This window comes from Caballeronia sp. LZ032 (assembly GCF_031451315.1).
GTDB lineage: Bacteria > Pseudomonadota > Gammaproteobacteria > Burkholderiales > Burkholderiaceae > Caballeronia.
This window is the reverse complement of the sequence record NZ_JARUXP010000001.1, coordinates 358,742-371,053: the sequence shown is the minus strand read 5'-3', so window position 1 is coordinate 371,053 and position 12,312 is coordinate 358,742. Positions and strand designations below refer to the sequence as shown.

At 64.5% G+C, this 12,312-nt stretch carries 12 protein-coding genes; 9 read left to right on the top strand and 3 right to left on the bottom strand.

The genetic code is table 11. The annotated features are described in order from the left end of the window. Positions 1-16: 16 nt before the first annotated feature. The 5 genes from queA to secF all read left to right on the top strand — a co-directional run bounded on the left by queA (position 17) and on the right by secF (position 6,031). Positions 17-1,063 (top strand): tRNA preQ1(34) S-adenosylmethionine ribosyltransferase-isomerase QueA, encoded by a 1,047-nt coding sequence (queA, locus tag QCE69_RS01770; RefSeq protein ID WP_309929136.1) that lies wholly within the window; start codon positions 17-19, stop codon positions 1,061-1,063. 57 nt (positions 1,064-1,120) lie between these two features. After that, entirely contained in the window at positions 1,121-2,284 is a 1,164-nt protein-coding gene (gene tgt / locus QCE69_RS01765; RefSeq protein ID WP_309929133.1) for a tRNA guanosine(34) transglycosylase Tgt, read from the top strand. Between the two features lie 254 nt (positions 2,285-2,538). After that, positions 2,539-2,868 carry a preprotein translocase subunit YajC gene (gene yajC, locus QCE69_RS01760; RefSeq protein WP_309807238.1) on the top strand — a complete coding sequence of 110 codons (330 nt, stop codon included), beginning with the start codon at positions 2,539-2,541 and terminating at the stop codon, positions 2,866-2,868. A 122-nt stretch (positions 2,869-2,990) separates the two neighbouring features. Further along, a complete protein-coding gene (gene secD, locus QCE69_RS01755; RefSeq protein WP_309913775.1) occupies positions 2,991-5,063 on the top strand; it encodes a protein translocase subunit SecD in 2,073 nt (690 codons plus the stop codon). 17 nt (positions 5,064-5,080) lie between these two features. Next, entirely contained in the window at positions 5,081-6,031 is a 951-nt protein-coding gene (secF, locus tag QCE69_RS01750; protein WP_309913772.1) for a protein translocase subunit SecF, read from the top strand. A 77-nt stretch (positions 6,032-6,108) separates the two neighbouring features. On the opposite strand, the gene QCE69_RS01745 is transcribed toward secF, so the two are convergent. From QCE69_RS01745 to QCE69_RS01735, 3 genes are all read right to left on the bottom strand, one after another. Beyond that, on the bottom strand, positions 6,109-6,642 hold the full coding sequence (locus tag QCE69_RS01745) for a YceI family protein (protein ID WP_404987345.1): 534 nt from the start codon (positions 6,640-6,642) through the stop codon (positions 6,109-6,111). A 107-nt stretch (positions 6,643-6,749) separates the two neighbouring features. After that, entirely contained in the window at positions 6,750-7,307 is a 558-nt protein-coding gene (locus QCE69_RS01740) for a YceI family protein (protein ID WP_309807234.1), read from the bottom strand. Between the two features lie 143 nt (positions 7,308-7,450). Next, the gene (locus QCE69_RS01735) at positions 7,451-8,020 is read right to left on the bottom strand and encodes a cytochrome b (protein ID WP_309929131.1); all 570 of its coding nucleotides are present in this window, start codon (positions 8,018-8,020) and stop codon (positions 7,451-7,453) included. A gap of 506 nt (positions 8,021-8,526) precedes the next feature. Here QCE69_RS01735 and QCE69_RS01730 point away from each other — a divergent pair. From QCE69_RS01730 to QCE69_RS01715, 4 genes are read left to right on the top strand one after another with little or no spacing between them, the layout of a single operon-like run. Continuing rightward, entirely contained in the window at positions 8,527-9,201 is a 675-nt protein-coding gene (locus QCE69_RS01730) for a paraquat-inducible protein A (protein ID WP_309929129.1), read from the top strand. Beyond that, positions 9,198-9,881 carry a paraquat-inducible protein A gene (locus QCE69_RS01725; protein ID WP_404987166.1) on the top strand — a complete coding sequence of 228 codons (684 nt, stop codon included), beginning with the start codon at positions 9,198-9,200 and terminating at the stop codon, positions 9,879-9,881. The genes QCE69_RS01730 and QCE69_RS01725 overlap by 4 nt, the downstream gene beginning before the upstream one ends. After that, positions 9,874-11,556 (top strand): MlaD family protein, encoded by a 1,683-nt coding sequence (locus tag QCE69_RS01720; RefSeq protein ID WP_309929126.1) that lies wholly within the window; start codon positions 9,874-9,876, stop codon positions 11,554-11,556. Before QCE69_RS01725 ends, QCE69_RS01720 begins: the two co-directional genes overlap by 8 nt. Further along, positions 11,553-12,275, top strand: a complete 723-nt coding sequence (locus QCE69_RS01715; protein ID WP_309913757.1) for a PqiC family protein — start codon at positions 11,553-11,555, stop codon at positions 12,273-12,275. The genes QCE69_RS01720 and QCE69_RS01715 overlap by 4 nt, the downstream gene beginning before the upstream one ends. The last annotated feature ends 37 nt before the right edge of the window (positions 12,276-12,312 follow it).

The window sequence follows — 12,312 nt, the reverse complement described above, 5'->3', positions numbered from 1 at the left end:
GCCTTTCTTCACGCCCATGTTCACGCTTTCCGATTTCGATTTTAATCTGCCGCCCGAGCTGATCGCGCAGAGCGCGCTCAGCGAGCGCAGTGCGAGCCGTCTGCTCGAAGTGGACAACCACGCCGCGCCCGCCCGTTTCACCGACCGCCGTTTCGCCGAACTGCCGGCCCTGCTCGACGCCGGCGACCTGCTCGTCTTCAACGATACCAAAGTGCTCAAGGCGCGCTTCTTCGGCCAGAAGGCCAGCGGCGGCCGCGTCGAGGTGCTGGTGGAACGATTGACGGGCGCAACCACGGCGCTGGCGCAGATCCGCGCCAGCAAGAGCCCGCCGGAAGGCAGCACGATCCGTCTGGCGGACGCGTTCGACGTCACCGTGGGCGAGCGTGTAGAGCCGTTCTACACGCTGCATTTCCCCGCCGATTGCCTGACGCTCATCGAGCAATACGGCCGTCTGCCGCTGCCGCCGTATATCGAGCACGACGCCGACGCCTACGACGAAACCCGCTACCAGACCGTCTACGCGGCCAATCCGGGCGCCGTGGCCGCGCCGACCGCGGGCCTGCACTTCGACGAAGCGCTGTTCGCCGAGCTGGACGCACGCGGCGTCGAGCGCGCGACGCTCACGCTGCACGTCGGCGCGGGCACGTTTCAGCCGGTGCGCGTGGAAAATATCGCCGAGCACACGATGCACAGCGAGTGGTACGACCTGCCGCAGACGCTCGTGGACCGGATCGCCGCCGTCAAGGCGCGCGGCAACCGCGTGATCGCGGTCGGCACGACTTCCATGCGCGCGCTCGAAGCCGCCGCCCGCGACGCCGCCGAGGCCGGCCGCCCGCTCGCGGCCACCCAGGCCGAAACGGATATCTTCATCACGCCGGGCTACGCCTTCCGCGTGGTCGACCGGCTCGTGACCAACTTCCACCTGCCGAAGTCGACGCTGATGATGCTCGTCTCGGCTTTTGCCGGAATGGACACGATCCGCGACGCGTACCGTCACGCGATCGAGCAGCGCTACCGCTTCTTCAGCTACGGCGACGCGATGCTGCTGACGCGGCAAGACTGAATTCCTCAACCACACTTTTGCGCCGGACTGTTCTCCGGTTGCAGCGGAGTCTCATCGATGACCGAAGGTCACGTCACCCCGCCCGACAACGGGCTCAAGTTCGAATTGCTCACCACCGACGGCCAGGCGCGCCGCGGCCGGCTCACGCTGAATCACGGCGTGGTCGAAACGCCGATCTTCATGCCGGTCGGCACCTACGGCACGGTCAAGGCCATTCAGCCGCGCGAGCTCGAAGAGATCCGCGCGCAGATCATCCTCGGCAACACCTTTCACCTCTGGCTGCGGCCGGGGCTGGAGGTGATCGGCGCGCACGGCGGCCTGCACCGCTTCATGGGCTGGAATCGCCCGATCCTGACGGACTCCGGCGGCTTCCAGGTGTTCTCGCTCGGCGACCTGCGCAAGATCACCGAGGACGGCGTCACCTTCGCGTCGCCGATCAACGGCGACAAGCTGTTCCTCTCGCCCGAAGTGTCGATGCAGATCCAGAAGGTGCTGAACTCGGACATCGTCATGCAGTTCGACGAATGCACGCCCTACGCCACCCAGGGCGTGCCGACCTCGCACCAGGACGCCGCCGATTCCATGCGCATGTCGATGCGCTGGGCCAAACGCTCGATCGACGAATTCAACCGGCTCGGCAATCCGAATGCGCTGTTCGGCATCGTGCAGGGCGGCATGTTCGAGGATCTGCGCGACGAGTCGCTCGCGGGACTGTCGGAGATCGGCTTCCACGGGCTTGCCATTGGCGGGCTTTCCGTGGGCGAGCCGAAGGAAGACATGATGCGCGTGCTGAACCATATCGGCCCAAAGCTGCCTGCGGAGAAGCCGCACTACCTGATGGGCGTCGGCACGCCGGAAGACCTGGTGGCGGGCGTGGCGGCCGGCGTCGACATGTTCGACTGCGTGATGCCCACCCGCAACGCGCGCAACGGCTGGCTGTTCACCCGTTTTGGCGATCTCAAGATCAAGAACGCGAGTCACAAGAACTCGATGAAACCGCTCGACGAAAGCTGCGGCTGCTACACCTGCCGCAATTTCACGCGCGGCTATCTGCATCACCTGCATCGCGTGGGCGAGATTCTCGGCGCGCAGCTCAACACGATCCACAACCTGCACTACTACCTTGAATTGATGGGCGAAGTGCGCGAATCCATCGAAAATCACTCGTTCGAGGCGTTCCGCAAGACTTTCGCGGAGAATCGCGCGCGCGGCGTGGACTGACGCGGACCGGAAACGCGCGCCCAAGCATTACAATCTGCTTTCTATTGCTTTCGGCTCATGCCGCGAAGGCCACGGAATTCGCCGCTTCACAGCTTCTTCATAAGCCTGATAACACCCGGATAACAGCTTGAAGACAAAGCGCATTCCTAAAGTCTCGCGACAAGTGCGGGTGGTAGAATAGTCGGCTAATTTCATTCGAGATTATCGAACGTATTCATCGAACGCTTTTTTTGCGTCATAACGGAGAGACCAACGTGTCGTTCATTTCCAATGCCTTTGCACAAGGCACCACCGCGAGCAGCGCGGAATCGAGCCTGATGAGCTTCCTGCCGCTCATCCTGATGTTCGCGGTGCTGTACTTCATCATGATCCGCCCGCAGATGAAGCGTCAGAAGGAGCATCGCAACATGCTCGCCGCCATGGCCAAGGGCGATGAAGTGGTGACGAACGGCGGCATCGTCGGCAAGATCACGAAGGTGACGGACGCGTACGTGGGCGTGGAAATCGCCGAAGGCACGGAAATCACCATCCAGAAGGCATCCGTGACCACCATCCTCCCGAAGGGCACGATCAAGTCGCTGTAAGGCCACCTGTTCCGCCGCGTCCGGCGCGGCCTCGCCGCCGGGCGTCGGATTCCCCCGACGCCCTTCCGCGCACACCGCCGGACGCCCTCTCCCCGAAGCCAACTTGACGGTCGGCCATCCTCATGAATCGTTATCCCCTCTGGAAGTATGTCGTGATGCTGATGGCGCTCGTCATCGGCCTCGTGTACACGCTCCCCAACTTCTTCGGCGAAGCGCCGGCCGTGCAGGTATCCAGCGGCAAGGCTACGGTCAAGCTCGACTCCGCCACGCTCGCGAACGTCGAGAGCGCGCTCGCCGCGAACCACGTCACCGCCGATGAAGTCACGTTCGACAACTCCCAGCTGAACGCGAACATTCGCGTGCGCCTGAAGGACACCGACACGCAATTGCGCGTGAAGGACCTGCTGAGCCACGCGCTCAACAGCGACCCGAGCGATCCTCAGTACATCGTCGCGCTGAACCTGCAGAGCGCCTCGCCGCGCTGGCTGACGGCCCTGCACGCATTGCCGATGTATCTCGGTCTCGACCTGCGCGGCGGCGTCCACTTCCTGCTGCAAGTGGACATGGCCGGCGCGCTCAACAAGAAGCTCGATTCCGACGCCGCCGATGCCCGCACCTACCTGCGCGACCGCAACGTCCGCGACGGCGGCGTGAACCGCGTCGGGCAATCGGTCGTCGTGAATTTCTCGGACCAGAGCGCCGCGGACAACGCGCGCACCCTGCTCCAGACCGGCGTCAACGAACTGCAATGGAGCACGCGCCAGGGCGGCGACGGCTATCAGGTGGTCGGCACGTTCTCGGCGGCGACGCAGCGAACCGTCGAGGACGGCGCGCTCAAGCAGAACATCACGACGCTGCATAACCGCGTCAACGAACTGGGCGTCGCCGAGCCGGTGATCCAGCAGCAGGGCTCGGACCGTATCGTGGTCGAACTGCCGGGCGTGCAGGACACGGCGAAGGCGAAGGACATCATCGGCCGCACGGCGACGCTCGAAGCGCGCCTCGCCGACCCGGTCAATACCTACATCGGCCTGAACGATCCGGTCCCGCCCGGCGACGAAGCCTTCAAGCAGGGCGACCGCAACGTGCTGCTGCGCAAGCAGGTGATCTTCACCGGCGACCGCATCATCGACGCGTCCGCGGGCTTCGACGAACATCAGCGCCCGTCCGTCAATATCCGTCTGGATTCGGCCGGCGGCCGCGCGGTGTCGGCGGTGTCGCGCGACAACATCGGCAAGCCGATGGCCATGGTGCTGTTCGAGAAGGGCAAGGGCGAAGTGCTGACGGTCGCGACCATCCAGTCGGAACTGGGCGACCGCTTCCAGATCACCGGCCAGCCGACGCCGCAAGCCGCCGCCGATCTCGCGCTGCTGCTGCGCGCGGGCTCGCTCGCGGCGCCGATGGACATCATCGAGGAACGCACCGTCGGCCCGAGCCTCGGCGCGGACAACATCAAGAAGGGCTTCGACTCGGTGCAGTACGGTTTCGCCGCGATCGCCGTCTTCATGATCGCGTACTACCTGCTGTTCGGCCTGTTCTCGATGCTGTCGCTGTCGGTCAACCTGCTGCTGCTGGTGGCCATCCTGTCGCTGCTGCAAGCCACGCTGACCTTGCCGGGCATCGCGGCTATCGCGCTGGCGCTCGGTATGGCGATCGACGCGAACGTGCTCATCAACGAGCGTATCCGCGAAGAACTGCGCAACGGCGCGCCGCCGCAGACCGCGATCCAGGAAGGCTTCAGGCACGCCTGGGCGACGATTCTCGACTCGAACGTCACCACGCTGATCGCCGGCCTGGCGCTGCTCGCGTTCGGTTCGGGTCCGGTGCGCGGCTTCGCGGTCGTGCACTGTATCGGCATCCTGACGTCGATGTTCTCGGCCGTGTTCTTCTCGCGCGGCCTCGTGAACCTGTGGTACGGCGGCAAGAAGAAGCTGAAGTCGCTGGCGATCGGCCAGGTGTGGCGTCCGGACGGCGGCAACGCCGAAGCCGCCGCGGCGGCCTATCTGGCGGCCCAGCGCGGCGACGACTCGCCGGTGGATGAAATCGTGAAAACCGCGAAGGGCAAGACCAAGACCGCCGCGCCGCGCGCGCCGGCCCAGGCGCCCGTCCAGACGCAGGCACGCAGCGGCAAGCCGACGGTGCGCCGCCGTTCGGGGCCGGGCGTCGATCAACAGAAACCGGGCCAGTCCCGCTGAACCCGGAGAGCTAGATCATGGAATTCTTCCGCATCCGCCGCGACATTCCGTTCATGGAGCGCGCGTTGATCTTCAACGTGATTTCGCTCGTGACCTTCCTCGCGGCCGTGTTTTTCCTCGTGCATCGCGGGCTGCATCTGTCGGTGGAGTTCACCGGCGGAACGGTCGTCGAGGTGCAGTATCCGCAGGCCGTATCGCCCGAACCCGTGCGCGCGACCATGACCAAGCTCGGCTACGCCGACGCCCAGGTGCAGAACTTCGGCACCTCGCGCGACGTGCTGATCCGCCTGCCGATCAAGCAGGGCCTCACCTCGGCGCAGCAGAGCGACCAGGTGATGGGCGCGCTCAAGGCCGACAACCCGCAGGTGAGCCTGCAGCGCGTCGAGTTCGTCGGTCCGCAGGTGGGCAAGGAACTCGTGACCAACGGCCTGCTCGCGCTGGCGTGCGTGGTGGTCGGCATCGTGATCTACCTGTCGTTCCGCTTCGAGTGGAAGTACGCAGTGGCGGGCGTCATCGCCAACCTGCACGACGTGGTGATCATCCTCGGCTTCTTTGCGTTCTTCCAGTGGGAGTTCTCGCTCTCGGTGCTGGCGGCGATTCTCGCGGTGCTCGGCTATTCGGTGAACGAATCCGTGGTCATCTTCGACCGGATCCGCGAAACCTTCCGCAAACAGCGCAAGATGACCGTCATGGAAGTGATCGACCACGCGATCACCAGCACCATGTCGCGAACCATCATCACCCACGGCTGTACGGAAATGATGGTGCTGTCGATGTTCTTCTTCGGCGGCCCGACGCTGCATTACTTCGCGCTGGCGCTGACCGTGGGTATCCTGTTCGGTATCTATTCGTCGGTGTTCGTGGCCGCGGCGCTTGCCATGTGGTTCGGCGTGAAGCGTGAAGACCTCGTGAAGGACAAGAAGGACAAGTTCGATCCGAACGACCCGAACGCGGGCGCTCAGGTCTGAAGCTTCAGGCATTCCAGGACGTAAAAAAGCGGCCGGTCTTCACAGACCGGCCGCTTTGTTTTGGAGCGCTGAAACGCTTACTGCTTCACGCCTTCCGCCTGGATATGCAGCACCGTCTTCAGGCTGAAGCCATACGACTTGCCGTAGTCCATGCCGAAGTCGCCGCGATCGAACGTCGCCGTTGCTTCCACGCCGCACACTTCCTTCTTCATCATCGGGTTCACGAAGCACTTGAAGTGCTCGATCTTCAGGTTCAGCGGCTTGGTGACGCCGTGCATCGTCAGCGTGCCCATCACTTCGCTCGGCGCATCGCCGTCGAACTTCATCGACGTGCCCTTGTACTCGGCCGTCGGATACTTCGACGCGTCGAAGAACTCCGCCTTCTGCAGATGCTCGTTGAGCTTGTCGTTGCCGGTGTCGACCGACGCGATGTCGATCGTCACGTTCACCGTGCCGGTCTTCGCCGCGCGGTCGAGCGTCACTTCGCCGCTGCTCTTGTTGAACTTGCCGCGCCACGTCGACACGCCGCCGAAGTGGTCGGCCTCGAAGCTCGGATAGGTGTGGTTCGGGTCGAGCTTGTAGGTGTCGGCGGCCAGCGCGCCGAAGGACATGCCGAGCGTGCCGAGTGCGAGCGCGCCCGCAGCGATGATCGAAAGCTTTTTCAAGTTCTTCTCCTGACTAGATACACAAAGCGTGTGCAAAAAGGTTGACGCGCCGCTTACTTCTTCGCGGCGACGATATGAAACTTGATGACGACGTCGTCCGCCACGATCGACGTATCCTTCCACTCACCCGTGCCGATATCGAACTGGGTGCGCTTGATCGGCAGCGCGCCGTCGAAGGTTTCGGTCGCGCCCTGCTGCGTGACCGTGACCGGGACGGTGACCGTCTGCGACTTGCCCTTGATCGTGATCTTGCCGGTCACGTTGTACTTGTTGCCGCCGGCCGGCGCGATCGCGCTCGACACGAAGGTCGCGGTCGGATACTTGCCGGCGTCGAACCATTCGGCGCCGCGCACCTGCTTGTTGTAGTCGTCGTCGCCGAGGTCGTAGCTGCCGGTGTCGATCGTGATGTTCGCGGTGCCCGCCGTGGGCTTCGCCGGATCGAAGGCGATCTGCGCGCTGAACTTGTTGAACTTGCCGTCGGTGGGCACGTTCATCTGCTTCGACGTCGCCACCACCGAGCTCTTGCCCAGGTCGACCTGCGCATGCGCCGCCGCGACCAGCGCGAACGCGGCGCCCGTTGCCATCATCCAGCGATTCAGTTTCACTTTCATGTGTGCCCTGTTCAGACGGTACGAACCTGAACCATCCTTGCGAACGACGGTTCCGGAACAAAACCGGTATTGGAAATCAAAAGACCGCGATAACAATCAGCCGCCGGGAAACGCCCTGCCAACGACGAGGAAACAATGCGCGCTCAGCGCAGGAACGGCAGCATCCGGCCGAGCAGGCCGTCGCGATCGACGAAATGATGCTTCAGCGCTGCCAGCACATGCATGACGACGAAGAACAGCAGCGTGTAGTTCAGCGCGATGTGCACGAGGCGCAGCGTGGCCTTCAGCGCCTTGTCCGGACCGATGATGGTCGGCAGCGGCAGCACGCCGAGATACACCACCTGCAGGCCCGCCGCCGAGCTGTACAGATAGCCGGAAGCCGGGATCACGAGCATCAGCACATACAGCGCGAGGTGGCCGAGATGCGCCGCGCCCTTCTGCCAGCGCGGCATGCCGCCCGGCAGCGGCGGCGCCGGATGCGTCACGCGCCACAGCAAACGCAGCACGGCGAGCGCGAACACCGTCACGCCGATCCACTTGTGCCACGAGAAATACTTGAGCTTGGTCGGCGTGAAGCCGGGGATATCCGTCATGATCCAGCCGAGGTAGAAACCGCCCACGATCAGCAACGCAATGATCCAGTGCAGGCCGATCGCCGTGGCGCTGTAACGCGGTTGCGGCGCGGCTGCCGCGACGTGTGCGGTACTTTCCATAGTGCTTTCATCCAGAGAGTGCTGTGTGTAACGGCATGACGGGGTGACGTCCCGCCTTCATGCACGGACATGCAATGAGGGGAGCGCAAGGCCGCCATGCTACCGCAACGTAGCTTAACCGCCAGCGCCTGCCAAAAGTCCGTGCAGGATAGCCGAAAGTCATATTCGACGCGGGTTTGCGGCCGGTCGAGGGCTGCTTTGACAAGGCTCGCTTCACCGGTGCAACGAACTATTCCATGCATGCAACGGTCGATGTCTGCGCAACCTCGCGGCATCAACCGCAGCGCATTCCGGGCGCGATGTCGCTTGGAAGACTTAACGGACGAACGGGCCATTTCATTCCCCGATGTGAAGAAGCGTACTGCTTCATCCGCCATCGAGGCGCCATTTGATACCATGCTGATTGCGTTTGCGCTGGCCCGCTGCTTGCTATGCTCCACCGGAGCCGGTCCCCGCGGTCCCCGCAACGCCCGCCAATTCCGCTCGACACGGCTCGGGCTTCGACCATGAATGCCAATCAACCGGACGACCTGATCGCGTGTCACGAATGCGACGCGCTCTCCCGAAAATGTGACCTGCCCCAGCATGCGTCGGCGAAATGTCCGCGCTGTGGCTCGCTGCTTTATCGCAGCATTTCGTCGAACCTCGACAAGGTCTGCGCGATGACGCTCGCGGCCCTCGTCACGTTCCTGATCGCGCAGGGCTTTCCGATCGTCGAACTGGAGGCCAACGGGCTCACGTCGGAGACCACGCTGATCGGCGCGATCGTCGCGCTGTGGAGCGAGCAGATGGAGATCATGGCGGTGCTGGTCTTCTGCTCCACCGTGCTGTTCCCGCTGTGCGAACTGCTCGCGCTCCTCTATGTGCTGCTGCCGCTGCGCTCGGGGTATATTCCGCCGGGCTTCAACACGGTGCTGCGCGGCATTCAGTTCGTGCGGCCGTGGGGCATGATCGAAGTGTTCATGCTCGGCGTGCTCGTCACGCTCGTGAAAATGGTGAGCATCGCGCGCGTGATTCCCGAGGCTGCGCTGTTCGCTTTCGGCGCGCTGACACTGATGTTCGCCGTCGTGGTGAGCTTCGACCCGCGCGCGCTGTGGGCCATCGCGAGCCGCCTCGAACCGCGCCCGGCCAGGCGCCGGCGTCAAGCCAGGCCCGAGCCCACCAAAAGGCAGAAATCATGAGCGACGCCATCGAGCAGGCAGCCGAGCAACCTGATCCGCCCGCCATCCACTACACCACGGCATCGCGCGCGCAGGTCGTGGCGTGCCACGCCTGCGGACTCGTGCAGCCGCTCGCGCACACCATCGAGAAACAGCGCTGCACCCGCTGCGACGCCGTCGTGCACCGGCGTCATCCGGACAGCATCGCGCGCACGTGGGCGCTGCTCATCAGCGCCGCGATCCTCTATATTCCGGCGAACCTGTTTCCGATCATGCACACGTCATCGATACTCGGCTCGCAGGACGACACCATCATGAGCGGCGTCGCGCTCTTCTGGAACGACGGCGACTATCCGCTCGCGGCGGTGATCTTCATCGCCAGCATTCTCGTGCCGATGCTCAAGCTCGCGACCCTCAGCTTCCTCGTCATCAGCGTACAGCGCCGTTCTACCTGGCGGCCGCGGCAGCGCACCACCCTGTTCCGCATCGTCGAAGGCATCGGGCGCTGGTCGATGCTCGATGTCTTCGTCATCACCCTCACCATCGCGCTGGTGCGCTTCAAGTCGCTCGCCGTCATCACGCCGGGACCGGGCGCGCTCGCGTTCGCGTCGGTCGTCGTGCTGACGATGATCGCGTCCATGCAATTCGACCCGCGCCTCATGTGGGACAACATCGAACCGTCAGGAAAGAAACATGACTAGTGCCCAAGGTCCGAACGACCCGAAGCAGCCCGCGCCGCCCGCCGACACCGGCGCCGGTGCAGGTGCCGATAAAGGCGGCCGCCTGCCGCCGAACCTTCCCGAACCCGTGATCGAACCGCGCAGCCGCTGGCTGCCCTCGCTCGTCTGGGTGATTCCGCTCGTCGCGGCGCTGATCGGCGTGATCCTGGTCGTGAAGACGGTGTCGAGCCGCGGACCGACGGTCACCATCAGCTTCGCCAGCGCCGAAGGCCTAGAAACCGGCAAGACCAAGGTGAAGTTCAAGGACGTGGATATCGGCACGGTCAAAGGCATCACGTTGTCGAAGGATCATTCGCGCGTGCTCGTCGACGTGCAGCTCACCAAGGAAGCCACCGATTTCGCCGTCAAGGACACGCGCTTCTGGATCGTGCGCCCGCGCGTGGCCGCAAGCGGCGTGACCGGCTTGTCCACCTTGCTGTCCGGTGCGTTCATCGGCGTCGATGCGGGCAAGTCCACTGAAGACCAGAGCTATTTCGTCGGGCTGGAGACGCCGCCCGCCATCACCGGCGACCAGAAGGGCCACACCTTCACGCTGCACGGCGAATCGCTCGGCTCGCTCGACATCGGCTCCCCGGTCTATTACCGGCGCGTGCAGGTGGGTCAGGTCGCGGCCTTCTCGCTCGACAAGGACGGCACCGGCGTCACCTTGCAGGTGTTCGTCAACGCGCCGTACGACCAGTATGTCGGCACGAATTCGCGCTGGTGGCATGCGAGCGGCGTCGATCTGCGCCTCGATTCGAGCGGCTTCACGCTCAACACGCAGTCGCTCGCGACGGTCGTGCTCGGCGGCATTGCATTCCAGACGCCGCCCAACCAGCAATCCGGGCCGCAGGCGCAGAACGACGCCACCTTCCGCCTCGCTTCCGACCAGTCCGACGCCATGCGCGATCCGGACGGGCAGGCCGTGCATGTCGTGATGAACTTCAACCAGTCGCTGCGCGGCCTGGCGGTGGGCGCGCCGGTCGATTTCCGCGGCATCGTGCTGGGCCAAGTTACCGGCATCGGCGTGCAGTACGATCAGAAAACGCATTCGTTCATGATGCCGGTCACCATCGACCTGTACCCCGACCGGCTCGGCAAGCGCGCCAGGCAGGCGCTGCCGGAACAGGGATCGTCGGCGAGCCAGGACATGCTGCAACTGCTCGTGAAACGCGGCTTGCGCGGCCAGTTGCGTACCGGCAACCTGCTGACGAGCCAGTTGTATGTGGCGCTCGACTTCTTCCCGAAGGCGCCGCCGGCGCAGGTGTCCGCCAGCAACGATCCGATCGAGCTGCCGACCGTGCCGAACACGCTGGACGAACTGCAACTGCAGATTGCCGACATCGCGCGCAAGATCGACAAGATTCCGTTCGACCAGATCGGCAACAATCTGAACGGCTCGCTGAAGAACGCCAACGCGCTGTTCGACAAGCTCGACAAGGAAGTCCTGCCGGACATGCGCGGCACGCTCGACGAAGCGAAGAAGACCTTCAGCGCGGCGCAGGCCACGCTGCAATCCGATTCGCCGATTCAGTCGGACACGCGCCAGGCCATGCAGGAACTCACGCGCACGCTTCAATCGCTCAATGCGCTCGCGGATTATCTGGAACGCCATCCGGAATCGCTGTTGCGCGGTAAATCGGGAGACAAACCATGAAGTTCGGCCCGTTGATGTTGACTCTGGCCGCAGCCGGCATGCTCGCCGCCTGCGCCTCGCCGACGAGCCGTTTCTATACGCTCGCCGGCGGCGAGGCGCGGCCCGTGCCTTCGTCGCCCGCCGCGTTCTATTTCGAGCTCGCGCCCGTCGACATGCCGCAGCAGGTCACGCGCAACCAGCTGGTCGTGCAGACGAGCCCGGCGCAGGTCCAGGTGCTGGAGCAGGACCGCTGGTCCTCGCTGCCGTCCGATGAAGTGCGCCGTGCGCTGTCCGCCGATCTCACCCAGCAGCTCGGCGCCATCGATGTCTACAACACGCCGCATCCGGAGTCGGTGCCGGTGTATCGCGTGAAGGTCAACGTGCAGCGCTTCGAATCGTGGCCCGGCGAGCGCGCCGTGCTCGACGCGGTCTGGAGCGTGCGCGCCGCGGGGTCGTCGAACGTGCTGACGTGCCGGACCGTCGCGCAGGAACCCGTGGGCTCAGGCTACGACGCGCTGGTGGACGGGCATCGCAAGGCCGTCGACGAACTGGCTTCGGCCATCTCGGCCGGCATGCGCAGCGTGGCTTCGCTGCCGCCGGAAGCGCCGGCTGCTACGGCTGCATCAGCGGCATCGGGCGTTGCGGCGAAAGGCAAGTCCGCTGTCGTCGCCCGGCCCGCGAAGGCGCCGCTGTTGCCCTGTCCTTCGTCGGGCGCGCCGGCCACGGCCAGCGCGTCGTGAGCCCCGGCGCGCCGTGTTGTCGACAGACGACACGCGC

Coding starts and splice junctions, on each gene's coding strand:
- QCE69_RS01720 (WP_309929126.1), top strand. CDS start 9,874: ATGACTAGTGCCCAAGGTCCGAACGACCCGAAGCAGCCCGCGCCGCCC.
- QCE69_RS01740 (WP_309807234.1), bottom strand. CDS start 7,307: ATGAAAGTGAAACTGAATCGCTGGATGATGGCAACGGGCGCCGCGTTC.
- secF (WP_309913772.1), top strand. CDS start 5,081: ATGGAATTCTTCCGCATCCGCCGCGACATTCCGTTCATGGAGCGCGCG.
- QCE69_RS01735 (WP_309929131.1), bottom strand. CDS start 8,020: ATGGAAAGTACCGCACACGTCGCGGCAGCCGCGCCGCAACCGCGTTAC.
- queA (WP_309929136.1), top strand. CDS start 17: ATGTTCACGCTTTCCGATTTCGATTTTAATCTGCCGCCCGAGCTGATC.
- secD (WP_309913775.1), top strand. CDS start 2,991: ATGAATCGTTATCCCCTCTGGAAGTATGTCGTGATGCTGATGGCGCTC.
- QCE69_RS01715 (WP_309913757.1), top strand. CDS start 11,553: ATGAAGTTCGGCCCGTTGATGTTGACTCTGGCCGCAGCCGGCATGCTC.
- QCE69_RS01745 (WP_404987345.1), bottom strand. CDS start 6,642: ATGTCCTTCGGCGCGCTGGCCGCCGACACCTACAAGCTCGACCCGAAC.
- QCE69_RS01730 (WP_309929129.1), top strand. CDS start 8,527: ATGAATGCCAATCAACCGGACGACCTGATCGCGTGTCACGAATGCGAC.
- QCE69_RS01725 (WP_404987166.1), top strand. CDS start 9,198: ATGAGCGACGCCATCGAGCAGGCAGCCGAGCAACCTGATCCGCCCGCC.
- tgt (WP_309929133.1), top strand. CDS start 1,121: ATGACCGAAGGTCACGTCACCCCGCCCGACAACGGGCTCAAGTTCGAA.